23 protein-coding genes are annotated in these 24308 nt (G+C 64.8%); 8 read left to right on the forward strand and 15 right to left on the reverse strand.

Annotated elements, in window-relative coordinates:
• The first annotated feature begins 162 nt into the window (after nt 1–162).
• The 4 genes from FBQ73_RS18275 to FBQ73_RS18290 all read left to right on the forward strand — a co-directional run bounded on the left by FBQ73_RS18275 (nt 163) and on the right by FBQ73_RS18290 (nt 3970).
• Nucleotides 163–1245, forward strand: a complete 1083-nt coding sequence (locus FBQ73_RS18275) for an alkene reductase (protein WP_138400927.1) — start codon at nt 163–165, stop codon at nt 1243–1245.
• The gene (locus tag FBQ73_RS18280; protein WP_138400928.1) at nt 1242–1991 is read left to right on the forward strand and encodes a pirin family protein; all 750 of its coding nucleotides are present in this window, start codon (nt 1242–1244) and stop codon (nt 1989–1991) included. Before FBQ73_RS18275 ends, FBQ73_RS18280 begins: the two co-directional genes overlap by 4 nt.
• Nucleotides 1992–2090: 99 nt before the next feature.
• Complete coding sequence (locus FBQ73_RS18285) at nt 2091–2822, forward strand: SDR family NAD(P)-dependent oxidoreductase (protein WP_138400929.1); 732 nt, start codon at nt 2091–2093, stop codon at nt 2820–2822.
• Nucleotides 2823–3085: 263 nt separating this feature from the next.
• On the forward strand, nt 3086–3970 hold the full coding sequence (locus FBQ73_RS18290; protein ID WP_138400930.1) for a LysR family transcriptional regulator: 885 nt from the start codon (nt 3086–3088) through the stop codon (nt 3968–3970).
• 943 nt (nt 3971–4913) lie between these two features.
• On the opposite strand, the gene dmpH is transcribed toward FBQ73_RS18290, so the two are convergent.
• The 4 genes from dmpH to hpaH (FBQ73_RS18310) all read right to left on the reverse strand — a co-directional run bounded on the left by dmpH (nt 4914) and on the right by hpaH (FBQ73_RS18310) (nt 8654).
• The gene (gene dmpH, locus FBQ73_RS18295) at nt 4914–5714 is read right to left on the reverse strand and encodes a 2-oxo-3-hexenedioate decarboxylase (RefSeq protein WP_210236820.1); all 801 of its coding nucleotides are present in this window, start codon (nt 5712–5714) and stop codon (nt 4914–4916) included.
• Between the two features lie 136 nt (nt 5715–5850).
• Nucleotides 5851–6939: a VOC family protein gene (locus FBQ73_RS18300; protein WP_210236821.1), complete on the reverse strand. Its 1089-nt coding sequence runs from the start codon at nt 6937–6939 to the stop codon at nt 5851–5853.
• A gap of 145 nt (nt 6940–7084) precedes the next feature.
• Complete coding sequence (hpaI, locus tag FBQ73_RS18305; protein ID WP_138400932.1) at nt 7085–7864, reverse strand: 4-hydroxy-2-oxoheptanedioate aldolase; 780 nt, start codon at nt 7862–7864, stop codon at nt 7085–7087.
• A 7-nt stretch (nt 7865–7871) separates the two neighbouring features.
• Nucleotides 7872–8654, reverse strand: coding sequence for a 2-oxo-hept-4-ene-1,7-dioate hydratase (hpaH, locus tag FBQ73_RS18310; RefSeq protein ID WP_138400933.1), 783 nt, complete (start codon nt 8652–8654; stop codon nt 7872–7874).
• Between the two features lie 507 nt (nt 8655–9161).
• Between hpaH (FBQ73_RS18310) and FBQ73_RS18315 the strand changes: the two genes are divergently transcribed.
• Nucleotides 9162–9938, forward strand: a complete 777-nt coding sequence (locus FBQ73_RS18315) for an IclR family transcriptional regulator (RefSeq protein WP_170218967.1) — start codon at nt 9162–9164, stop codon at nt 9936–9938.
• 51 nt (nt 9939–9989) lie between these two features.
• Here the strand turns inward: FBQ73_RS18315 and FBQ73_RS18320 are convergent, their stop codons facing one another.
• Genes FBQ73_RS18320 through FBQ73_RS18335 form a run of 4 tightly spaced genes read right to left on the reverse strand, consistent with a single transcriptional unit; the run spans nt 9990 to nt 13230 of the window.
• Nucleotides 9990–10316, reverse strand: a complete 327-nt coding sequence (locus FBQ73_RS18320) for an aldolase/citrate lyase family protein (protein ID WP_138400935.1) — start codon at nt 10314–10316, stop codon at nt 9990–9992.
• Between the two features lie 8 nt (nt 10317–10324).
• Nucleotides 10325–11107, reverse strand: a complete 783-nt coding sequence (gene hpaH / locus FBQ73_RS18325) for a 2-oxo-hept-4-ene-1,7-dioate hydratase (protein WP_138400936.1) — start codon at nt 11105–11107, stop codon at nt 10325–10327.
• 27 nt (nt 11108–11134) lie between these two features.
• Nucleotides 11135–11974 (reverse strand): cyclase family protein, encoded by an 840-nt coding sequence (locus FBQ73_RS18330; RefSeq protein ID WP_138400937.1) that lies wholly within the window; start codon nt 11972–11974, stop codon nt 11135–11137.
• Complete coding sequence (locus FBQ73_RS18335) at nt 11971–13230, reverse strand: MFS transporter (protein WP_210236822.1); 1260 nt, start codon at nt 13228–13230, stop codon at nt 11971–11973. The genes FBQ73_RS18330 and FBQ73_RS18335 overlap by 4 nt, the downstream gene beginning before the upstream one ends.
• Here FBQ73_RS18335 and FBQ73_RS22845 point away from each other — a divergent pair.
• Nucleotides 13223–13399 (forward strand): hypothetical protein, encoded by a 177-nt coding sequence (locus tag FBQ73_RS22845; RefSeq protein WP_170218968.1) that lies wholly within the window; start codon nt 13223–13225, stop codon nt 13397–13399. The genes FBQ73_RS18335 and FBQ73_RS22845 overlap by 8 nt on opposite strands.
• Nucleotides 13400–13462: 63 nt before the next feature.
• On the forward strand, nt 13463–14371 hold the full coding sequence (locus FBQ73_RS18340; protein ID WP_138400938.1) for a LysR substrate-binding domain-containing protein: 909 nt from the start codon (nt 13463–13465) through the stop codon (nt 14369–14371).
• A 37-nt stretch (nt 14372–14408) separates the two neighbouring features.
• Here the strand turns inward: FBQ73_RS18340 and FBQ73_RS18345 are convergent, their stop codons facing one another.
• From FBQ73_RS18345 to FBQ73_RS18370, 6 genes are all read right to left on the reverse strand, one after another.
• Entirely contained in the window at nt 14409–15308 is a 900-nt protein-coding gene (locus tag FBQ73_RS18345; protein WP_138400939.1) for a SphA family protein, read from the reverse strand.
• 77 nt (nt 15309–15385) lie between these two features.
• Nucleotides 15386–16654 (reverse strand): MFS transporter, encoded by a 1269-nt coding sequence (locus FBQ73_RS18350; protein ID WP_138400940.1) that lies wholly within the window; start codon nt 16652–16654, stop codon nt 15386–15388.
• A gap of 687 nt (nt 16655–17341) precedes the next feature.
• Nucleotides 17342–19015 (reverse strand): bifunctional 3-(3-hydroxy-phenyl)propionate/3-hydroxycinnamic acid hydroxylase MhpA, encoded by a 1674-nt coding sequence (mhpA, locus tag FBQ73_RS18355; RefSeq protein WP_138400941.1) that lies wholly within the window; start codon nt 19013–19015, stop codon nt 17342–17344.
• 124 nt (nt 19016–19139) lie between these two features.
• A complete protein-coding gene (locus tag FBQ73_RS18360) occupies nt 19140–20027 on the reverse strand; it encodes an intradiol ring-cleavage dioxygenase (protein WP_138400942.1) in 888 nt (295 codons plus the stop codon).
• Nucleotides 20028–20128: 101 nt separating this feature from the next.
• Entirely contained in the window at nt 20129–21211 is a 1083-nt protein-coding gene (locus FBQ73_RS18365) for a maleylacetate reductase (RefSeq protein ID WP_138400943.1), read from the reverse strand.
• Between the two features lie 30 nt (nt 21212–21241).
• A complete protein-coding gene (locus FBQ73_RS18370; protein WP_138400944.1) occupies nt 21242–21616 on the reverse strand; it encodes a Dabb family protein in 375 nt (124 codons plus the stop codon).
• A gap of 102 nt (nt 21617–21718) precedes the next feature.
• On the opposite strand from FBQ73_RS18370, the gene FBQ73_RS18375 reads away from it, so the two are divergent.
• Nucleotides 21719–22633 (forward strand): LysR family transcriptional regulator, encoded by a 915-nt coding sequence (locus FBQ73_RS18375; RefSeq protein WP_138400945.1) that lies wholly within the window; start codon nt 21719–21721, stop codon nt 22631–22633.
• Between the two features lie 76 nt (nt 22634–22709).
• Here FBQ73_RS18375 and FBQ73_RS18380 read toward each other — a convergent pair whose 3' ends face one another.
• Nucleotides 22710–24239 (reverse strand): CoA-acylating methylmalonate-semialdehyde dehydrogenase, encoded by a 1530-nt coding sequence (locus tag FBQ73_RS18380; protein ID WP_138400946.1) that lies wholly within the window; start codon nt 24237–24239, stop codon nt 22710–22712.
• Nucleotides 24240–24308: the final 69 nt, after the last annotated feature.

Consider the following 24308-nt stretch of genomic DNA (forward strand, 5'->3'; position numbering starts at 1 on the left):
GCAATCTATCCCAAAAACCGATCTATGCGGCAGATAAATGGCGCACTAGCTGTCGCAGCAGACGCAAGGAAGAGACCTCGGCCTCATCCGACGAACAGGTCCCGAGACGGCCGACACCATCCTCATCTCATGTCTCGTGGCAAGAACTATGGAGTTAGCACGATGTCCGACATCTGGAGCCCGGCCAAGGTCGGCGCGATCGAAACCAAGAACCGTCTGGTCATGGCCCCGATGACCCGCAGTCGGGCACTGGTCGATGGCACGCCTGGAGCGCTTGCGGCAAAGTATTACGCGCAGCGGGCCGGGGTGGGTCTGATCGTCACCGAAGGCGCCCAGCCCTCGGAGGACGGCCAGGGCTATCTGGCGACGCCGGGGATCTACACCGACGCCCATGTTCGAGGCTGGCGTGCCGTCACCTCGGCCGTTCATGCCAAGGGATCGCGTATCGTCATCCAGCTGATGCATGTCGGGCGGACCTCGCACCCCGACAACACGCCGCATCATCGGCAGCCCGTGGCCCCTTCGGCGGTGAAGCCGGGCGATCAGATCTTCACCGCGACCGGCATGCAGCCGATCCCCGAGCCGCGCGCCCTGACGATCGAAGAGGTCGCGAAGACCGTCGATGATTTCCGCAACGCCGCGCGGCACGCGATCGACGCCGGAGCGGACGGGGTCGAGATCCACGGGGCCAATGGCTACCTGATCCAGCAGTTCTTCTCGGTGAATGCCAATCTGCGCACCGACGCCTATGGCGGCAGCATCGAGAACCGCGCCCGCTTCGCCCTCGAAGTGGCCCGCGCCGTGGCGGCGGAGATCGGAGCGGACCGCACCGGCATTCGCCTTTCGCCCGGCGCAACGCTTGGCGGCCTGGACGAGGGTGCCGAGGGGCCGGAACTCTACCGCTATCTCGTGCGCGAGCTGAACAAGCTGGGGCTAGCCTATATTCACATCATGCATCTCGGCAATGACGCGCTGCTAGCCGATTTGCGCGCGCTCTGGCATCAGGCGCTGATCCTCAACCGGCCCGGTCGTGCGCTCGAAGACGTCGGATCCGATGTGAAGGCTGGGCTGGCCGATCTGGAGGCCTATGGCCAGTTCGTGCTGTCCACGCCGGATTTCGTCGAACGCCTGAAGTCCGGCGCTGCGATGAACACGCCCGACCGCGCCACCTATTACGGCGGCAGCCCCGATGGTGCGGGTTATATCGATTATCCGGCGCTGTCGGAAGCCGCAGATGCGAAATGACCCCCGTCAAACTTGATCGCAGCGTCAAGCGCACGCACCGGACAGGGGATTTCGGGATCGAAATCCTGTTTCCAGGAATGACGCTTGGCCAGGGCGACAGCGGTATCGGCGCAATCGGCCGAATCGATCAGGCACTGATCGGGCCGGGGGGCTTCGTCGCGTTGCACCCGCATCGCGACGACGAAATCCTCACCTATATGCGCGGTGGCACCATGCTGCATCGCGACACGGTCGGCAACGAGGAAGTGCTGACCAAGACCCGGCTGATGCTGATGAACGCCGGGCACACGTTCCAGCATGAGGAAAAGATGGTGGGCACGGAGGACATCGAAGCCCTTCAGATCTTCATCCGCCCTCGCGCTCCGGCTCTCGAACCGATGGTGCAGTTCCATGACTTTCCCGATGCGATCAGCCAGGACGAGTGGCGGCTGATCGCCGGCCCGAAAGGCGAGGCGCCGCTGGAATTGCGGGCCGCCGCCTGGGTGCAGGACAGCCATCTGTCCGCCGGCGCCAAGCTAGCCCTCCCTGCCGTGCCTGTCCCCGGTGCGATGCGGCTGCTCTACGTCTTCGCGGGCCGTGCATCGGTCGGGACCAAGGCTCTCTGCGACGGCGAAAGCCTGGTGCTGGACGATGAAGCCTATGTGGTCGAGGCCCAGGCCGACACCGATCTGGTGCTGTTCACTACGGACGCCAGCGTACCGGTCTTCAAGGGCGGCATGTTCAGCGGGAATGTCCTCGCCCGTTGAGCCACCGGAACAGAACGTGCCGACTGCAAAAGGGTGGCGGACTTCCCATCACCGCCCTCGGCACGTCTTCCTCAACACAGTTTGCAAAGGAGACACCCTATGTCCAAGGGAACCGTAGTGATCACGGGGGCCGCGAACGGAATCGGCCAGTTCTATGCGAAACGGCTGGCGGCCGATGGCTTCGACATCGCCGTCGCCGATGTCGCCGAGGCCGATGCGACCCGCGCCGTCGTGGAAGCCGAAGGGCGGAAATTCTTCTCGGCCGTTGTCGACGTCACTTCGCCGGACTCGACGCTCCGGTTCGCTGCGGCTGTCGAGGCGGCGCTGCCGCCAGTAGTCGCGCTGGTCAACAATGCCGGGATCTACCCCTGGAAGTCGTTCGAGGACACCGACTTCGCCACTTGGAAAAAAGTCCTGAGCGTCAACGTCGACGGCCCCTTCCTGATGACCAAGGCCTTCCTGCCAGGCATGAGGGCCCGCAAATATGGCCGCATCGTCAATGTCGCCAGCACGACCTTCTGGCTGAACGCGCCGCAGATGACGGCCTATATCGCCAGCAAGGGCGGCGTCATCGGCTTCACCCGCGCGCTGGCCAGCGAAATCGGCGGCGATGGCGTGACGGCGAACGTCATCGCGCCCGGCCTGACCAATACGGCGACAATGAGGGGCGTAAACCAGGATATCTACGAATACCTCCCCAAGCAGCAGGCCATTCCCCGGGTCATCGAGCCCGAGGATCTGGTGGGCGTCGTATCTTTCCTCTGCTCGAAAGACTCCGGCTTCGTGACTGGCCAGACAATCGCGACGGACGGGGGCCAGGTCCGGCTCTGATGAAAAGGTCGACGGCCGCATGCCGCAAATGGGAGTGATCGGCTCCCTATCGGTTGAACCTACGCGCAAGCATTCGCCCGGACAATTCTTGAAGCCATCTCAACACCACGTGGCGCCCTTGCGGGAGACACACCTATTCGGCTGGCCCGAGCGTCTGCGTCTGGCATGGGAACGCGAGTTGAGGTGCGGCATTGCCGACCACCCCGATATCGGCATAAAATTAATGGCTAGGTAGAAATTAATCCGTTGATGGAACAATGCATGTGGAGTTGCTGAATGACATGGCTCTCTTCGTCGAGGTCGTGAAGGCGCGGAGTTTCCGCCGAGCGGCTGAAACGATCGGCATGCCCAACTCCACCCTGTCCCGCCGGATCGGACTTCTCGAGAAGGCGATCGGCTTGCGTCTCCTGCACCGCACCACACGCAAGATCGAGTTGACGGAAGCTGGCCAGATCTATTTCGAGCGCTGCAAGCGTATTGTCGACGAGGCGCGGCTCGCCCATGAGCAACTTGGGGAGATTCTGGCCCAGCCGAGTGGTGTGCTGCGCGTCTCCCTGCCGGTTGACTTTGCCACGACGTTTCTGGCGCCGCAGATTGCCGAATTCTCGCGGCGCTATCCAGGCATAAGCTTCGAGTTCGACCTCACTCCGCGCAGAGTGGATCTCGTGACCGAGCCGTTTGATGTGGCGATCCGTATGGGAGAACAGCCTGATTCAAATCTGATCGCGCGCCAGATCGCCGTTCTTCCGCGTTATCTTTATGCTTCACCGCGGTATCTTGAACTATATGGCGAGCCCCGCCAGCCGGCCGATCTGTCCGGCCACGAGTGCCTGCGCATGCGCCCGTCAGCCAATGTCTGGACGCTGCATGACGCGACGGAGGCGATCGACGTCACGGTCGGCGGCCGATTCCAACTCAACAGTATCGGGATGATGCGGCGCCTCGCCGCGTTCGATCTGGGCATCGCCATGCTGGCGGAGGAAATCGTCGCCGACGACCTGGCCAACGGACGGCTGCGTCGCGTCCTGCCACAGTGGCAGGCCACGCCGGTCCCCGTCTATGCGATCACCGAAACACGCTTGTTGCCGGCAAAGACGCTACGATTCATAGACTTCCTGCACGATTACATGATACATAAACCTAAATGAGAATTATATCTCACCACAATATCAAAAATTATTCCAATGCATCACAGGCCGCAGACGTTTTCGTAATTCTTAATTGATCCGATGGATTGAATACAAAAATTAATATTTAAATATTTCTTTTGATGCGATTCGCTCCACGAACTCTATCTGCATGAACACAAAGCGCTCGGTGCGGGGGAAGTGCGACGAAGGCAATGTCCATCAAATGCCGAGGCTAAACATCGCACGAAGTCTCGGGCGATGCGGGCTTCGCAGCCGAGGCGAACATCGCGGCATGAAGGGGCGCCGATCAACGCCGATCTGCTCTCCTGCAGGGCGACGCGGGATGACGAAGATACCCCTGATCCGCGAGATGGCCCGACCCCTCAGATGTGCCGGGCGGCGCAATCGATGTCGACTACGCCAGCAGCCGGTCATGCCGGGTTCAGACAGATCATGCAGGTCATAGGCTTCCGAGTACTTCTGGTGCGAATCCTCAAGTACTTCCGGCCATAATGAGCGAAAATCTGCACCTATCACAATATCATTAAGCTCACACCAACAGGACGTTAAGTGTATATAGCGAAATATCGCCCATCAATCCTACGTAATAAAACAATTGCTCGGACAGTTACCTAGCTGAGGCAATGTTATTTCAGCGCACGCTCCGGTCCTCCGGTCGAATCAATTCCGTCGTTCCGCTTCACATGACAAAGTCATACCTGCCTGTCTTCCAACCAGTAAAGCGTCGCCCGTAGAGATAAGTAAATGTAATGTTTTCGATTGACAGCCCTAAAAAGCCCTACATTCATTTTCCCCAGAATGGAATTGTCCGTATCGCGCGTAAATATGCAATTAATTTGTCGATCACCTGAAAGCGCTCCGTGACTGGATTGTGCATTACGCATGCGCAGGCTTTCTACGCAAGCTTCCACTCTTTACTTGCCACTGTATCCAAGTGCGCTCAGACAAAATGCAACGAGACACTTCCAAAATCCTTGTAGCGCACATCAATCCAGTCACCCCGTGCGACCGGTACGGCCTCGGTGATGCCTCCGGTCAGAATCAAGGCCTCGGCCGGCACTTCCCATCCTTCCCCTTTGCGTCCCAACATATTGGCGAGCATGGCCACGCTCGCCGCGGGGTGACCTAGCACCGTGGCTCCGACACCCTCGGCGACGACGCTGCCGTTCTTCTCCAAGACGACATTGAGACGGTGAAGATCGGAGGCGGCAAACGGCGTCGTAGAGCTTCCGACGACGTAGCGCGCCGCCGAGGTATTGTCCGCAATCACGCTCTTGAGGTCGAATCTGAAATCGCGATAACGCGAATCTATCACTTCCACTGCCGGGACAATCCGGTCGGTCGCGGCAAGCACCATATCGATATCCACGCCCGGACCGGACAGGGGCCGTTTCAGCACGAACCCGACCTCGGCCTCGACTTTGGGATGGATCAGCGCATCCATAGCGATCTCCCCGCCATCGGGCACCATCCCATAGTCAGTGATGAAGCCATGGATGGGGTCCTCCACGCCCATTTGCGTCATCTTCGCCAAAGAGGTCAGGCCCATCTTCAGTCCGGTGATGCGTACGCCGCGCGCCACCTTGCGCGCCCGGATGCAATCCTGAATGGCGTACGCCTCCTCCCAACTCAAATCGGGACAATCATCAGTGATCTTCGTGATCGCGCGGCGCTCCAATTCAGCATTTTCGAGATGCTCGGCGAACGCTTCCAGAGTCTTCCAATCCAGGGCCATGGCCATTCCATCCCAACTCATCCCGGCAGGGGGGCTCGTGCGTTCCTCGCGCCTCAAGCTGAACCCGCGCGTCTCTCCTTCTTGGCGACGGTAACGAGCCGCCGCCCCCCCCCCCCCCGCCACCCAAAGCTGACGCTTGATCCTATCGCGATACGGCATGCTCATTGATGCCGGAGAGACCATCTGTCCCGGCCAGAAGGAGCGCGGCTTCCGCGGCGATGTAGCGGTTCGGCGTGCGGTACCGGGTCGGCCCGTCATGAGGCGTGCCGTAGGTGTCGAATTCCGTGGGCAAGGGCGCGCCGTACCAGATGATCGCGCTGTCAAGGTGGTCCTGCACCCAGTTCACCGGCGCCCATGACGGGTCGGTGATGATGTAACCCGGCGTCCCGACCAGCTCGATGCGGTTGCCGCCCGGCTCGAAGACGTAGACGAACTGAGCCTGGCTGACCCCGTGAAGGGCGGGACCCGCCTCCAGTTCGAGCCCCTGGTCGGTCATCACATCGCAGATGTCGGCAAGATGCTGGGAATTGCCGTACAGGAAGGCCACATGGTGCAGGCGGCCGCCCTGCCCGGCGCCGTCTTTCACCAGGGCGATGTCATGGGATCGGGTCATCGCCCGCAGCCAGGCCCCAGCCTCGGTGTGATCGCTGAGGAGGATGTGCTCGCTGAGCTTGAAGCCGAGGTGCTCGGCAAAGAAGCGCCGGTTGTCGCTCACATTGCGCGACAGGATATTGAGATGATCGAGGCCCGAGATGGGAACGCCCCGCAGCGGCCGGCGCTGCACGCGATTGAGCACCACGCTCCTGTCGTCCCGCTCCGGCTGATAGTATTCAACTTCCCAGTGGATGCGCTGCACGGCGCCATCCGGCAGGGTGAACTCGAAGGACGGGCCGATGCCCTGTTCGCCCTCGACCCAGCCGCGGGCGAGACCGCTGTCCTTGATCGATTTCACCCGGCGCTCCAGGGCCGCCGGCGACATGGCCCGCCATCCTGCGAAACCCATGCCGGGGCGCTCGCGATAGGTGATCTTCAGCGAATGCCGGTAGGCCTCCTGCCAGCCGCGGAGGAATACGGAATCGCCGCTGCGGCCGGTCTCGATCATGCCGAGGAGGTCCCGGAAGAACCACACTGTCTCATCAACACATGGCGAGAACAGTTCGAACGATGACAGCTCGGCGATGTCGAAGATGGGCTCAGCCATCTGGTGTGTGGTGACAGGGTTGATCGTCATGTTGTTCCTCCCAATGGTTCCTACGCGACACCGTCCAGCGAAACCGCGCACCTGCATGCTCAACACCAAGATTTTATTGCGAAATACACATATGAGTTAAGTCATAATGTAATAAACGTTCTGAGCTCCATAATGGACACTAAGATCAGGCGGATCCCGGCTTTCCCAAGAACTGGGCCGCGAGCTTCTCGGTGCCGCGGGCGAGCACGCCGACATCGACACCGACGGCCGTGAAGGTGGTGCCGAGGGTGATGCAGCGCGCCGCGAAGGCGGGATCGGGGGTGAGGATGCCCGCAGGCTTGCCCGCCTCACGGATCCGCACGATGGCTGCCTCCACCGCGGCGACCACCTCCGCATGGCCCGGCTCCCCCGGATAGCCGAGGCTCGCCGCGAGGTCGGCGGGCCCGATAAAGATGCCATCCACGCCATCGACTGCGGCGATGTGCTCGATCTCGTCGATCGCTTCGCGGGTTTCGACCTGGACCAGCAGGCAGAGTTCCGCCGCGGCTTTCCGGGCATAACCTGGTACGCGCCCGAAACGCGTCGCCCTGGTCAGCCCCGAGACGCCGCGGATGCCGTCGGGCGCGTAGCGCATGGCCCTGACCGCGGCCCCCGCCTCGTCCGCATTCTGCACATAGGGCACGAGAAGCGTCTGGGCGCCGATGTCGAGAAAGCGTTTGATGAGCACGGCATCGTTGCTGGCCGGGCGGACCACCGGGACGACGGGATAGGGCGCGACCGCCTGCAGCTGGCCGAGCGTGCGGACCGGATCGGACGGTGAGTGCTCGGTGTCGAACAGCAGCCAGTCGAAGCCGGAGCCAGCCGCGATTTCCGCCGAATAGGGGTCGGGCAGGCTGCACCAGAGCCCGATCTGCTGACGCCCCTCGGCCAGCGCGCGCTTGAAGGGATTGATGGGTAGATCCATGGCCGCCTCAGATGAACGAGACGCCGATGGCGCCGAGCGGACCGTAGTCCACCTGAATGATATCCCCGGCCGTGATGTCGACCGGCCGGGTGAAGGATCCGGCGAGCACGATCTGACCTTTCTCCAGTCCGGTGCCAACCACATGGAGCTTGTTGACGAGCCAGGCGATGCCGGCGGCGGGGTGGCCCATGATGCCCGCGGAAACCCCGGTCTCCTCGATGATCCCGTTCTGCGACAGGGTCGCGCCCACCCAGCGCAGGTCCACGTCGAACGGACGAACCGGCCGTCCGCCGACCACGATCGAGCCGAAGGCGGCGTTGTCGGCGATGGTGTCGGTGATCGCGCGCGGCACCTCGGTGCGATAGTCGATCACCTCGAGGGCGGGGACGACGAATTCGGTGGCGCGCAGCACGTCGTAGATGCGTACGCCGGGACCGGCGAGGTCTTCGCCCATGATGAAGGCGAGCTCCACCTCCAGCCGGGGCTTGATGAAGCGCGACGCCGGGATCCTGGCGCCGTCGTTGTAGAAGGCATCATCGAGGATCCGCCCGTAGTCTGGCTCCGTCATCTTCGAGGCGAGCTGCATGGCGCGCGAGGTCAGGCCGATCTTGTGGCCGGCGACCCGGGCGCCAGCGGCGATGCGCGCCTGTGCCCAATAATCCTGGATGCGATAGGCATCCTCGATCTCGATGTCCGGAAAGGTCTTGCTCAATTGCGGGATGGGCTTGCGCTCCCGCTCCGCTTGCAGCAGCAATTCTGCACCCTTGCGGCGGTCTTCTTCCGACAGCATCAAAAACTCCTCCAGGTTGACGACGACAAGGCGATCACCGCAGCGCCGCGCCGGGTGTGGCATGGTGAAAAGCAGCTACGCGCCTGCGGCCCTCCCGCATCGCGGCGACTTCGCCGCAGGGAAGGGCAATGCGGCCGGCAATGCGCGCGGACCGATGCCCCGACAGGGCCGGCCTCATCGAGCAGGCGCGCTGAAATCTTGGAATTGCTGACGACCGCTCCAGCCGAAGCTTGCGGCAGCCGGGCGCACTTGAGCCGGCGGGATGCCCATGGTCAAACTCCTCCCTGATGACGTTCTTCGCCCGAATGAGGCATCGACCGCTGCCACGCAGCACCGATGCTCTTCCAGAGCGAGAATGTTCTTATTGAAGCTCATCAATCGATACATATGTATCGATTGATGAATGATAGTTTTGAGAGGCACGGCATGTCAACGACAAAGTCGCGGCCGCGTGCAACTGCACGCGCAGCCACCCCGCCTGCGGCAGCCCCGGGCCCGGAGGCACCGATGGGCGAGGCGGCACGCGGCGAGATGCGCCTGATTTCACGGGCGGCAGCGATCCTGCGGGCCATTGCCGATCATCCCACCGGCCTGAGCCTCGGGCAGATCGCCAAGGAAACCGGGCTGTCACGCGCCACTGTCCAGCGCCTCGTGGACGCCCTCGAGGTGGAGGGGCTGCTTGCCAAGAGCGACCTCGTGCCCGGCGTGCGGCTCGGGGTGGAGATCGCGCGCATCGCGGCCTCGGTTCACCGGGACGTGGCACTCCTGGTCCGGCCGATTCTCGAAAGGCTCAACGCCGAAGTCGGAGAAACGGTGGATCTCACCATGCTGCAGGGCGATGCTGCCCTCGTCGTCGATCAGGTGCAGCCCGCGCGGGCCCTTCGGGTCGTCTCCCATATCGGAACGCCGCTGCCGCTCCATTGCACGGCGAGCGGCAAGGCCCACCTCTCCCAGATGAGCGGCCAGGAGGCTTCGAGCCACCTCGTCCACCCGCTGACCCGCTACACCGACAAGACGATCACCAGCCACCAGGAACTGCTGGCCGGCATCGCCAATCCGGCTGATGACTGCTTCGTCGACGACGAGGAGTTCGCGAGCGGAGTCTGCGCGCTTGCTCTGCCGGTTCGAGGATTGGTCAGCGGCAACTATGTGCTCTCCGTATCGCTTCCCAAGCAACGTTTTGACGAGAGCCGCGGCACCGTCGCGGACGCGCTCCGACGATGCCGCGATGCCGTGGAACGAATGGCCGGGACGGGTCCGGCGGGCCACCGTCCAGCGAAGTGATGTCCCGGCTTCTACCCGGGGCCGACAGGCTCAAGGGCACATCGGAAACCCTTAGGCCCGGAAGCGGGCGGCGAGGCCTTCCGTCGCCCGTGCCAGGATGCCGGCATCCACTCCCACTGCGGTGAAGAGCGCGCCGATCTCGATGCACCGACGGGCGAAGGCCTCGTCCCCCGTCAGGATGCCCGCTGGCCTACCGGCGGCTTGGATGCGGCGAATGGGCACGTCCGCCGGCGAATGTTCCGTGTCGAGGAGCAGCCAGTCGAAGCCGGAGCCGGCCACGATTTCGACCGCATAGGCATTCGCCAGCGTGCACCAGAGCCCGAGCTGCGGCCGCCTCGCCCGGAGCGCGTGTTTGAAGAGGTTGCGTGGCAGGTCCATGGTCGTCCTCAGGTGAAGGAGACGCTGATGGCGCCTATCGGCCCGTAGTCGGCGGTAATAACGTCGCGGGCGGTGATGTCTACCGGGCGCGTGAAGGACCCGGCAAGCACGATCTGTCCTTTCAGCAACTTGGCTCCCACCACCGAAAGCTTGTTTACGAGCCAGGCGATACCGGCCGCCGGATGGCCCATCACGGCCGCCGACACACCGCTCTCCTCGATGATGCCGTTCTTGGACAGCGTGGCGCCCACCCAACGGATGTCCACATCCATGGGGCGAACCACCCGGCCGCCCACCACGATGGCGCCAAAGGCGGCATTGTCGGCGATGGTATCGACGATGGTGCGCGGCACATCGGTGCGATAGTCGATGATTTCCAGTGCTGGCATCACGAATTCAGTGGCCCGCATCACGTCATAGATGCGGGCGCCAGGGCCGGAAAGGTCCTCACCCATGATGAAGGCGAGTTCCACCTCAAGACGCGGCTTGATGAAGCGCGACGCGGGGATCTGCGCCCCGTCGTTGTAGAGCGCATCGTCGAGGATGCGGCCATAATCCGGCTCGGTCATCTTCGACGCCATCTGCATGGCGCGCGAGGTCAGCCCGATCTTGTGGCCTACTACCCGCGCGCCCGTGGCGATGCGCGCCTGCGCCCACAGGTCCTGGACGCGGTAGGCGTCCTCGATCTCCATCTGCGGGAAGGTCCGGCTGAGCTGCGCCACCGGCTTTCCCTCGCGCTCGGCGCGCAGGATCTGTTCGGCGCCGCGACGGCGCTCTTCCTCGGTCAGCATGTGTGATTGACTCCCGTCGTCGGGCTCTCAGAAAAGGGCGATGGGTCGGATGGGCGACCCCGTGGCACCACTGATGCGCAGCGGCTGTGCCACGAAGGCGAACAGGCCGGGAGCCGCCGCGCCCAGTTCTTCGAGCGCCAGGTTCTCGATGATGTGGATGCCGTTCTGAGCGATCAGGATCATGTGGACTTCAAGCGTGATGTTGTGGTGGTTCATCACCTCGAAGGCCGACGTGTCGGAGCCCACCGAGAACGGCTTGCGCGCCGCGAGCCACTGCCCGCCCTCGGCACCCGGCCCCGGTGCCCCGGCGGAATCGAGGCCGAGATATTTCGGCGAATTGGACCAGTAGGCCGCCCAGCCGGTGCGCACCAGAACCACGTCTCCGGCCTCGATAGAGGTGCCCGAGGCCTCCTCCGCGGCTTCGAGGTCAGCCGCCGTGATCTCATAAGCCGGCGCGAGTGCCGCGACCCCCAGGCTGCGCGCCACGTCGAGCAGCACCCCCCGCCGGAAGATGGGGGCGATGGTCTCTGCCCCGTGCACCTTGAACAGGTCCGTGCCCTGCTGCTGCTCGCCCGCGTCGAACTTGCCGTAGAGCGCCCCGTGCTCCGACACGTGGCACAGGGCGTCGATGTGGGTCGAGGAGTGGGTGCTCGTGACCATCAGTTCGTTGGACGAGGAATGGCCGCAACAGCGCAGCACGTCGCCGTGCCGGTTGTTGAGGGTGATGTGGAACGGCGGATGGGCCGGGTGGATGGGCATGCCCTTCTGCATGGGATGGCTGAGGTCGATCCGGCATGCGCCGTCGGCGGCCGTGAGCCACGCATTGGGATCGAACACGCGGGAAAGAGGCGCGGTGGCGATGTTCATTGCAGCTTGGCTCCCTTGGTCTCGGGAAGGAAGATCAGGACGATCAGGCCGGCGAGGAGGAAGAAACCGGCGGTGAAGGCGAGGGCTCCGGAAAGGCCGTAACTCGACGCCAGGAGGCCCACTGCGGCGGGGGCGAGCGCGCTCACCGCGCGACCGGCGTTGTAGATGAAGCCCTGGGCCGTAGCGCGCACATTGGTGGGGAACAACTCGGCGAAGGTAGGCGCGAAGCCCGAGTAGAAGCCGGTGCCGAAGAAGGCGACGACGGGCCCGAACAGGAGCAGCATGGTGGGCGTGGAAATCATCGTGTAGACCGGCACCGCCAGCGCCGAGAGCACGAAGTAGGTGACGAAAGCCACCTTGCGGCCCAGCGAGTCGGCCACATAGCCGAAGGAGATGAAGCCGAGCGCGGCGCCCACCTGCATCACCACGATCCAGGTGGTGGACTTCACGAGGTCGAGGCCGGGGCCGCCGTTGGCGACGGGGGTGGCGAGCCAAGTGGGGATCCAGGTGAACAGGCCCCAGTAGCCGCACATCGCCGCGGCGGTGAAAGCGAAGCACACCGCGGTGCTGCGCCCATGCTCACCACAGAGCATGCGCAGGGTTTCCATCAGCGAGAGGCGGTGGGTCTGCTGTTTCCAGATCTCCGGCTCCGGCGTGTGGCGGCGAATCCAGAAGGCCAGCAACGCCGGCGCGATGCCGAAGAAGAAGGCGCCGCGCCAGCCAATCACCGGCAGCAGCACCGCCGCCACGATGGCCGCAAGCGCATAGCCGGAGGCGAAGGCACTCTGCACCCAGGCCATCACCTTGCCCCGGTGTTGGGCCGGCCAGGTCTCGGTGATGAGGGCGGCGCCCGCCGACCACTCGCCGCCGACGCCAAGTCCCACCACGATACGGAAGAGGAGGAGCTGCGCCACGCTCTGCGAGAAACCGCACAGCAGCGTCCCCACCGAATAGCACAGAATGGACAGCACCATGGAGCGGGTGCGGCCGATCCGATCAGCGAGGAAGCCGAACACAAGACCGCCGAAGGCCGTGGCGACGAGACTCGCCGAAGCAATCATGCCGGCGGTGGAACGGTCCATCCCGAGGTCGGTGCTGATGTGGCTCAGCAACATCGCGAACAGCAGCAAGTCCATGATGTCCAGCGCCCAGCCCAGATATGCGGACCAGAACGCCTGCCACTGCACCTTCGTCGCACCTACATACCACCGCGCGCTGGCAGGCGTAGGTGTCTTGGCAGAGAGTTCCATGCTCATCGGCTTCCTCCAGCGTTTGTTGCTTGCTTGGATCCGGGAGTGTCCGGCTCACCGGCCGCTCGGGTGTCTTGAGACGACGGGTGCGGCCGCATTGGCGTCGGAGCTTGATAAGAACGGCCGGAAGGTGCCGCAATTGGTCAATTTTCAAGCGCGCTGTGAACAGAATTGACATGTGCGCATCAGACCCGCATGCGTGCTTGGCTTCTGCTTCTGTCGCGATATGTGATCCAAGATGGCTGCCCCGTACCGTTCGCTTCCGTCCATCCAAACGCTGCGGTGCTTCGAGGCGGCTGCGCGCCTCGGCAGCTTCACTCTGGCCGCTGACGAAATGTGCATCACCCACAGCGCCATCAGCCACCAGATCCGCGGCCTTGAAGAAGCCATCGGGCAGCCCCTTTTCATGCGCCAGGGCAACAGGATGACGCTGACGATGGTGGGACGCAGCCTTGCCGCCGAGACGCGCCGGGCGCTCGACTATCTGAGCCAGGCCTATGCGGTGGCTCACGTGCAGGCGGTTCCTCAGTCGGAGATGCTCAATCTGGCTGTGCAGATCGGCCTCGCCGAGCACTGGCTGCTGCCCCGCCTCGACGCATTCAAGACCGCGCTGGGGCCGGTGAGGTTGCGGCTGACCAGCTTGCCTGACCTCGGGGAGAAATGTCCGGACGACACGGATATCGCCCTCGTCTACGGCACCGGTGACGTGACGGGCATGATGTCCGAGAAAATCGCCGAGGAGGTGGTGTTCCCGGTGTGCAGCCCATCGTTCCTCGCGCGCCATCCCGCTCTTTCGATCGAGACGATGCCCGACGTGCCGCTGCTGCTGCACTCCCAGGTGACATGGAACCTGTGGCTTGAAAAAGCCGGCCTGCCGATCCTCTATCCCGCCCACTCCACGCTGCTCGACGACATTGCCTTGACCATTCGGGGCGCCCTCGCCGGGCAGGGCATCGCCATGGCGCGCTCGCTGCTGGTGCGCGACTATCTTGAGCGGGGCGAACTCGTGCGGCTGTTCGACCTCTCGGTGCCCGGCATTTTCAGTTATCACCTCGCATGCCGCACGAAGGAGATCCGCGAGCGCTTCGCGGCTCCCCTCGATTGGCTTGGCCAGAGACTTCGGCACGCATGCGCGCCTCAGCAGTAGAGGTGCCGGCCGCTGGGACACGGCCGGCACCACATCATCAGGGGACCCGCAGCGGCAGCAGGAACTGGCACCAGAAGCGCTCGCCTTCCGGCCGGTTCTCGGTAGCGAATTCATGCTGCCATTTCAGGGCAATGGCGCCGTTCGGCGTGCCGTAGGAAATCTGCGGCCCGATGGCGATGCCTTGCTGCCGGAACCCGTCCTGGTAGACGACACCCTCCACCTTGTCGTCGGTGAACTGCTTGATCACATAACCGCCGATGCCGATGGCCAGCGGCGGGATGGTGTCGAACGCATGGTAGTTCACCCCGAAATCCATAAAGAACAGGGAACCGGATCGATAGTCCGTATCCGTGTTCTCGGTATGGAACTCAAGGCCGATCGCGCCCGAAATCTCCAACTTCGGCGTCGGAAACCAGGTAAAGTTGGCGAGCGGGTTGATGCTGTAAAAATTGTTGGAGATCCCGCCCCCCGTGGGGATGAATATATCGACGCCGGCGTAGCCGAGGAAGGTCTTGTCCGCATTCGACCAGCCGAGATAGAGCGGCTGCAGCGTGATGTCGCCGACGCCGAAGGAACTTTGCGATCCCGAAGCCGTTCCGACATCCACGTTCATGATGGGAACGACAATGCCCGACACGAGTTCGAACGGGCCGAGGCTCACGTCCCAGCCGTGGAGCAGGCGCGCCGCATTGACGGCCACGTCAGCCTTGAAGCCGGGCACGGCTGCGTTTCCCTGACCGTCGGTGAAAGCACCGGCGGTGTAATAGACAGTATAGTTCTGCCACCAGGTCTCGCCGGGCCCCGGCAGGGCGCCGGCCATGACGGTATTGACGCCGATGGGATAGGCGATAGCGCCGTTTTCCGTGGCCCGCGCGAGTTGTGGCATGGCGAGGATCGCACCGCCCAGGCAGGCGGCGAGCAGGTTCGATTTGGACATTTGCCCCCCTGTCAGGATTTGTTTTCAGCTCATGGGCCGGCGGAAGGCGGCCGCCGGCCCCTCCAAATTCGGTTGCGCTATCCATTGACGGGTGAAGGAGCCGGCTCCCGCACAAGGTCCTTGCGGGCGCGGCGCGGCGCGGTTTCCTTGAGTGCCGTGCACACGATGAAGCCGACCAGCATGGCGCCGACCGCGAGGTGCAGGATGTACTGGATGCCGAAATGGTGGGCGACGGTGCCCGCAATGATGGGCGCGATGCCGCCGCCGAAGATCTCTCCGGTGCCGATGACGATGCCCGAGGCCGTGGCCATCAGCGCCGCGGGGACGGCCTCGACGCTGAGCGGACCCACGGTGAGGCAGATGAGCGCGAAGTTGAAGAAGTGGGCTCCAAACAGGAACAGGAAGAGCCACACGGGATCAGCTCCGGTCCCCATGAGCAGGAGCAGGAAGCCGATGGCCCCGAGCACCGAGACGATCATGATCGGCTTGCGGCCGAGGCGATCGGACAGCCAGGGCATGAGAACCGTGCCGAGGCTGGCGCCGAACCCGATGCCCGACAGGACGAAGCCCATGGCCTGTACGTCGAGGTGGAGGTGATCCGTGAGATAGTTGGGCATCAACGCGCTGGTGACGACGAGTGTGGTGAGCCAGCAGAGCATTCCCACCATGTTGAGGGGAATGTTCCGGTAGCGGAAGACATCGGTCCAGCGATGGGCGGAGGCGTCGTGGGTCGCGGTATGGAGCGCCGCCGCCGCGCGCGGCACATTGCGCAGCACCCGGTAGAGCAGGAAGGCCACGATGAGGCCCGGCGCCGCGACCAGAAGGAAAATCCACCGCCAGTCGACAATCTCCAGCAACTGGGTGACGAGGATGGGGGCGAGGCCGAGGCCGAACAGCGGCATGGCCATCTGCTGGATGCCGAGATTGAGCCCGTGGCGCGTGGGCTTGGAGGCCTCCAGCGTCGCGGTGATGCTGGCCGGCGCATAGGCGCCCTCCGAGAACCCCATGAGCGCGCGCACCAGGAGAAGTCCGCCAACCCCGCCGGCAAGGCCGCTGGCACCGGCGAGGAGGGAGAAGATCACCAGGGAACCGATAACCACTTTCCGGCGCCCGATGCGGTCGGAAATATTCCCCATGAAGAACGCCGATATCCCCCAGGCGATAGCGAGAATACCGGTGATGTGGCCCAGATCCTGGTAGGTGAGGCCGAGATCCTTCATGATCGCCGGAAACATCGGCATGATCATGAAGCGGTCTATGCCGACGAGGCCGAAGCCGAGCGACAGCAGAGCCACCGCCTTCCATTCGTACTGTCTATCCCAGGCTACCTTGGCGTGCGATTGCATTCCGTCCTCCCTTGGATCCGGTTCAATGTTTGTGGCCGTTATTTTTCTTGGCGTTGTCGCTGCGACGATGCATTCCATGCGCGTCGCAGTGGATGTATTTAATAGTTTTGGATGAAGTATTCTTGAGATTTGAACAAACGAAGTCGCTGCACGGCTCGGATGACCCGCGCGATTCAAGCTGTTTCACAAATGCTGTGACAGATTGGGCTCTATACGAACGTTCCGCTGCGTGCGGCGGCCCAATGCTGTCCTATGGCGCGCGGATAGCCATGCTTCCCTCCTCTTGGCGTTTCTCTCTAAAGGGCGCCCTGCATCACCCCGGCGACGCCGGAGCGGTGGAACACCTCGTTTTGTTCATTAAACGATACAAGTGCATCGTTATATGCATAATCATCGAAAGTCGAATATGTGTCAACAACGACGCTGCACTTCCGGGACAAAGCCTCTCCTGCCCCAAGAAAAACTACCTTGATGCCGATCGTCGCGCCGCTTCAGCGGTATTGCGCGGTGCCGGGACAAGACAAATGCTCCGCACTCGCCAACGCGGCATGCCCCAGCGTTGAGCGGCACGGGCGATCACCCGCCCCGCTCCGCTCCTGCCGTGATCCCTGCGGGTACCAAAGGCCGCGCACGCGGCCACGCGCCTGCGCCGTCTTCAATCGACGGACCGTCCGTCGCCGAGCCCCTTCAGGCGCTGTGCGCCGTCCGGTCGGGCTGGCCGTCGCGGACCTCGAACTTGCTGAGATGAAGCCGCTCCAGCACCTGGTCCATGACGCGGCGCAAGTCGTCCTCCGACGCGGCGGAGGCGGCCACGTAGAAGTCAGGGCGCAGAACCACATAGCGCGCCCCGATGCGGCCCAGCCATTGCGCGTAGGCGCCGTTCACATCCACCGCGTCGCAGTCCGTGCCTTCGAAGCCGATATGCACGCAGCGCCCGTCGAGGAAGCGGAGCGCCGCGCGCTGCTGCTCCGTCAGCACCGCCTCTGGCGAGGCGCCGAGGCCCAGCACCATCCAGCCACGGCCCACCACGTCGTCGAACCGGCCGCTACGCTCCGTCGTGCTCACGATGCCCTGCACCGAAAGCTCGCCGGCATGGGGCGTGCCTTCCACCCAGGCGCCGCTGCCGAGGCAGGCGACATCGGTGGGCACCGGCGTGCCGTCGGACGCCGCGAGTTCGGCGATCATCCTCCGGTCGCGCGCGTCGGCTTCCTCGGGATCGGTGATGCAGATGATCTTGCCGAGATCCATCGAGAACTCGATGTAGTGGCGCGCGTGCGCCTTGCGCTCCGTGCCATAGGTGTCGAGCAGACGATCATTGGCCTTGCCGGAGAGGATCAGGTCGAGACGCCAGGCCAGCGCCACAGAATCGCGCAGGCCCGCGCACATGCCCTCCCCTGCGAAGGGCGGCATCAGGTGGGCTGCATCGCCGGCGATGAGGCCGCGGCCGCGTCGCCAGGTCTCCGCCCACCGCGCCTGGAAGCGATAGACCGCGCTGCGCTCCAGGGTGGCGTTCTGCGGCGTCAGGCCCCAGGGCTCGAGCAGCCGCCAGGCCGATTCCGGCGCCGCGAGCGCCTGCGGATCCTCGCCGGGTAGAACCATATATTCCCAGCGCCGGCGGCCCGGCCCGGCTGGCACGATCGTGGTGGGACGCTGGGGATCGCACAACTGCCACTGCGACGGCGACATCTCGTAGGGTCCGTGCGGGAGCATGTCGAGGATGAGCCAGTCGAAGAAGAAGCCGTGATCGACGAAGTCGAGGCCCAGCGCCTGGCGCACGAAGCTGTTGGCACCGTCGGCGCCGACCACATAGCGCGCGCGGATGGTCTCAGTGGTGGTCTCGCCGGCGGCGTTGGTGACGGTGCCCCCCAGCAACACGCCGTCCGCGTCCTGGGAGAGCGCCGTTGCCTGCCAGCCCCAGCGCAGCGTCACCGATGGCACCTCGCCGGCGATCCTGCGCAGCCGCTTTTCAAGGTCGGGCTGGTTGAACCAGTAGCGCACTCGCCAGCCTGACGCCGACGTGCTCGCCCAGTCCACCACCAGCAGCGTCTCGCCCTTGGCATTCTTCCAGTAATAAAGCTCGTCGTGATAGTTGATAGCGTCGTCCTGGTCGGAATCGATGCCCAGGATCGAGAGGATGCGGGCGATCTCGTGGTCGTAGGTCACCGCCCGCGGCTGCGCGTAGGCGGTTGGCCATTTCTCCACCAAGGTCACCCGGTGGCCGCGCAGGCCGAGCAGCACGGCGAGCAGGGTGCCCACCGGGCCGGCGCCGACGATGGCCACGTCGGCATCGAAGCCGCCCGGCCGCGGCGCACCCGTATCGTCGAAGAGGCCGTGTGAAGCGGCGGATTTGGTTGGCGTCATGTGATGTCCTCCCTTTAAGGGCTTGGGCAATGTCCGACCGGCCGGCTTATGCGCGCGGTGCCGCAGCGCCGGATCCTCATTCAATAGCGGATGGCCGCGGGTGACCGTCTCGTGGCGCGACGCCTCAAGCGGCCTGCGATGCGGCCTGGGCCGCCGGCAGCAATCTGAAGTCGTAGTGCAGGTGGCAATAATCACGATCCATCTGCCGCCCGTCGGGCGCGGTGCCGGCCGCACAGGGGGTGAATTCGCGGATCAGCGAGTCCTTCACGCCGAAGACGGCGTCGGAGTCCAGATACTGGTCGCCGGCGACGAACACGTGGGTGACGAGCCGCTCGTGCCCCGGCGCCTCGATCATGAAGTGCACATGGGCCGGCCGCCAGGGATGGCGCCCCTGCGCCTCCAGCATCTTCCCCACCGGGCCGTCGTGCGGAATGGGATAGGCGGCCGGCTTGATGGACCAGAAATGGAAGCGTCCGGCGGCGTCGGTGCGGAACCGGGCCCGCGCCGCGAGGCCCGCGTCCGGCACGGTGCTCTGGACGTCGTAATAGCCGTCTTCGTCGGAGTGCCAGACATCCACGATGGCGCCGGCGAGCGCGGCGCCGTCCGCGGTCGCGACGCTGCCGGAGACGAATATGGGCGCGCCGGCGAGATCACCCGAAATATCCGCGCCACAGGCGAATTCCGGCGGGCTTTCCACATAGAAAGGGCCGAGCACCGTGCTCTCGGTGGCGACGCCCTTGTGGTCGTGGTTGATGGCATCCACCAGCATGGAGACGCCGAGGGTGTCGGACAGCAGAATGAACTCCTGCCGGGTCTGCGTGCACATGTGCCCGACGTCGGTGAGGAAGGCGATGCCCTCAGTCCATTCCTCCTGGGTGGGGCGCACCTCGCGGATGAAGTCGTGAAGGTGGCGCACCAGGGCCGAACTGATCTCGTGGACGCGCCGGTCCTGCCCATTGGCGATGCGGGTGAACACGGCTTGCGTGATGGTGAACTGATCGAAGTTTCTCAATGGAATCTCCCTGGGTCTTGTTGTCGTCCGGCTTGGCGGCCGGGTCCGTCATCTGCAAGGCGGGCGGCGCGAGCGCCACCTGCATGGTCGCGGGGCAGCGTTCAGGCCGCGCGGCTCGCCACGGCGCCCGGCCGCTCGCCGGCATAGGCATGGGCGATCAGGTCGCGGATGGCGTCGCGCACGATGGGGCGTGGATTCCAGTAGGGGGACTCGACGGCGATGTCGGCGGCCCGCTCGATCCCGTCGGCGGGCATGCCGATATCGGCGAGGGCCTGCGGCACGCCGAGCGCCCGCACCAGATCGAACAGGCCGCGCGCGGCATCGCTTGCGCCGAGTGCGCGCTTGATGGCCGCCATGGCCTCGGGCGCCGCCTCCGCATTGTAGGCCACGGCATGGGGCAGCACGATGGTATGCGTCTCGGCGTGGGGCAGGTTGAAGGAGCCGCCGAGCGTGTGGCAGAGCTTGTGGTGCAGCGCCATGCCCACCGCGCCGAGGCAGCAGCCGCACAGCCATGCACCGTAGAAGGCGCGGTTGCGTGCGTCCAGGTTGAGCGGCTCATGCACCAGGATCGGCAAGGCGGACGCGAGGTTGCGGATGCCCTCTTCCGCCATCAGCGAGACGATGGGGTTGCGGTCGCGGGCGTAGAGCGCCTCCACCGCATGGGCGATGGCATTGATGCCGGAGGTGGCGCACAGCGTCGGGGGCAGCGTCACCGTGAGGTCGACATCGTAGATGGCGACCTCCGGCAGGACCTCCAGCGAGCGGATGGTGGTCTTCAGCCCGTCCTTGGTCTCGCCGAGGATCGGCGTCATCTCCGAGCCGGCATAGGTGGTGGGAATGCAGATCTGCTTCACGCCGGTGCGCAGGGCGAGCGCCTTGCCGAGACCGATGGTGGAGCCGCCGCCGATGGCGACCACGCCGTCCGCGCCGGTGGCGTGGAGTTCGGCCACAGCACGCTCGGTGACGTGGGCGGGCGTGTGCATGGTGGCACCGGCGAATAGGCCGGCGAAGGCGCCGCCCAGGAGCCCGCCGATCCGGCGGCCTTCCGCTTCCTGCTGCGGCGTCGCCAGCACCAGGGCCCGGCCGATGCCCAGGCGCTCCGCCTCGGCCTTCAGGGTGGAGAGCGTGCCGCGGCCGAACACGACCCGGACAGGCAGGGCCTCATAAGTGAAGGTGCTGATCATGTCTTCGTTCCCTGCCGAATGCCCCGCCGATCAATCCGCCATCGCTTCCGGGCTCAGCTCGCGGGCCTCGGCCTTGGCAAGGTCCGGGCCGGCGGAGCCGATCGCGTAATCCACCTGGAACCGCGCGGTGCGCAGGTCGCCCAGTTCCCGACGCACCCGCAGATGCTCGGGATGGGTGGCGTAGGATTGGAGCCCGGCGAGGTCCGAGAACTCGGTGATCAGCACCACATCGCAGGCATGGTCGATATCGGTGATGTTTATGCCCACCTCGAGGGAGCGCAGGCCTTCGATGCGGCCGCGCAGGCCTTCGAAGGCGGTCTGCACCTTGCGCCGCGCGGCTGCACGCAACTCAGCCGTTTCGCCGCTCACACGCCACATGACCACATGCTTGATCGGACCGCTCATGGCGCTCCCCCTTGGACCTCGTATCGTTAGATTGCATTTTGGCTTGCACAGAACGGAAATAAATACGTAAGTGCGTAACACTCTATTCCGCTAGGTGGAAATATGGATCGGCTGACCCAATTGGAGGTCTTCGTGAAGACCGCCGAGCTCGGGAGTCTGTCACGGGCGGCCGAGGTGCTCGGCATGTCCAATGCCGCGGCGAGCCGGCACCTGAGCGCATTGGAGGATCGCCTGTCGGCGCGGCTCATCGAGCGCAACACCCGCCGCCTCTGGCTCACCGAAGCAGGCCAGGAATTCCTGCAGCGCAGCAGTTCCCTGCTGAACGAGCTCTCGGAGGCCGAAGACGCCATCAACGCCCACACCGTCTCGCCCCAGGGCCTGCTGCGGGTGACCAGCTCGCTGTCCTTCGCGATGACCTACATCGCGCCCATGCTGCCGGAGCTGCGCGCGCTCTACCCGAAGCTGAGCGTGCATGTGGCGGTGGCAAATCGCTATCTCGACTTCATCGAAGCGGGGATCGACGTCGCCATCCGCACCCGGCTGCACGAGCCGGACACCAACATCATCGTGCGCCGGCTCGGCCGCATGCGCCGCGTGCTCGCCGCTGCGCCGGCCTACATTGCGCTGCGCGGCGAGCCGAGGGAGCCGGCCGACCTCGCACAGCACGACATGCTCATTTACAATCTCGCAGCCGACCCGTTTTCCCTGCACCTCACCAAGGGCGACATCGAGCGCGCCGTGCGCATCACCGGCGCCCTCGACTGCAATGATGGCCAGGTGATCCGCCAGGCAGCGCTCGCCGGGCTCGGCATCCTCATCCAGCCGCTGTACATCGTGCAGGGCGACATCGAGGCGGGCCGCCTCGTGCCGCTCCTCATCGACTGGCAATTGCCGATGCTCACCATGAACATCGCCTACCAGAACAAGGCCCGCCTGCCGGCCAAGATCCGCGTCTTCACCGACTTCCTCATCGACTACGTGCGCAGGACCTCGCGCAGCGAGATCTGGTCAAGCTGAAAGTCATGGGTCCGCACGATGCCGACCGCGCCGGAACCTAAACGGGGCCGCCCCCGCGCGGCCCCTCCCTGCCGGCTCACTTCATGGTGGGCATGACGAAGTCGGCGCCGGCGCGGATGCCGGTGGGCCAGCGGGTGGTGATGGTCTTCAGCCGCGTGTAGAAGCGCACGCCCTCGGGCCCGTGCATGTGGTGGTCGCCGAACAGGGAGGCCTTCCAGCCGCCGAAGGAGTGGAACGCCATGGGCACCGGGATCGGCACGTTGATGCCCACCATGCCCACCTTGATCTGGTGCGCGAACTCGCGCGCCGCGTCGCCGTCGCGGGTGAAGATGGCGGTGCCGTTGCCGAACTCGTGGGTGTTGATGAGGTCGGCGGCGGTCTTGTAGCTGTCGGCGCGCACCACGGCGAGGACGGGGCCGAAGATCTCCTCCCTGTAGATGCGCATCTCGCTCGTGACGTGGTCGAACAGGGTGCCGCCGATGAAGTAGCCGCCCTCATAGCCCTGGAGCCTGAGGCCGCGCCCGTCCACCACCAGCTTCGCGCCTTCCGCGACGCCCTGGTCCACATAGCCCGACACCTTGTCGAGGTGCTGCCTGGTCACCAGCGGGCCCATCTCCGCCTCGGGATCGGTGCCCGGGCCGACCTTGAGGGCGCGCACCCGCGGCTCCAGCTTCTCCATCAGCGCCTCGGCGGTGCCCTCGCCCACCGGCACCGCCACCGAGACCGCCATGCAGCGCTCACCGGCCGAGCCGTAGGCGGCGCCCATGAGGGCGTCCACGGCCTGGTCCATGTCGGCGTCGGGCATGATGATCATGTGGTTCTTGGCGCCGCCCAGCGCCTGGCAGCGCTTTCCGGTGCGCGCCGCCCTCTCGTAGATGTAGCGGGCGATGGGAGTGGAGCCGACGAAGCTGATGGCCTCCACGCCCGGATCGTTCAGCAGCGCGTCCACCGCCACCTTGTCGCCCTGCACCACGGTGAAGACACCGTCCGGCAGGCCCGCTTCCTTCAGCCACTCCGCCAGCAGCAGGGAGGCGGAGGGATCGCGCTCGGACGGCTTCAGGATGAAGCAGTTGCCGCACGCCAGCGCCACCGGGAACATCCACATGGGCACCATGGCCGGGAAGTTGAACGGCGTGATGCCGGCCACCACCCCCAGCGGCTGGCGCACGGCGTGGCTGTCCACCCTGGTGCCCACGTCCTCGGTGATCTCGCCCTTGAGCAGCTGCGGCGCGCCGGTGGCGAATTCCACCACCTCCATGCCGCGCTGGATCTCGCCCTTGGCGTCGGAGAACACCTTGCCGTGCTCGGCGGAGATGACTTCCGCCAGGGTGTCGATGCGCTCTTCCAGAATGCGTAGGAAGGCGTTGAGAATGCGGGCGCGGCGCAGGGGCGTGGTGGCCGCCCAGCCGGGCGCGGCGGCATTGGCCGCCTCCACCGCCGCGCGCACTTCCGCCTCGGAGGCCAGCGCCACCTCGCCCGACTGCACCCCCGTGGCTGGATTGTACACCGGCGCGGTGCGTCCGCTGGTGCCGGGGACCTGCCGGCCGGCAATGAAATGCGGGATGGCGAGCGGGCCTGCAACAGGCTGGGCGGCGGCGAGCGGCATGGTTTGGGCCTCTTGAAGCGGCAGGAAGGTGCCCCGTCTTCCCACTTCAAAAGATGATCATCAATGCTA

Source organism: Xanthobacter autotrophicus, from assembly GCF_005871085.1.
In the GTDB taxonomy this organism is placed as follows: Bacteria; Pseudomonadota; Alphaproteobacteria; order Rhizobiales; family Xanthobacteraceae; genus Xanthobacter; species Xanthobacter autotrophicus.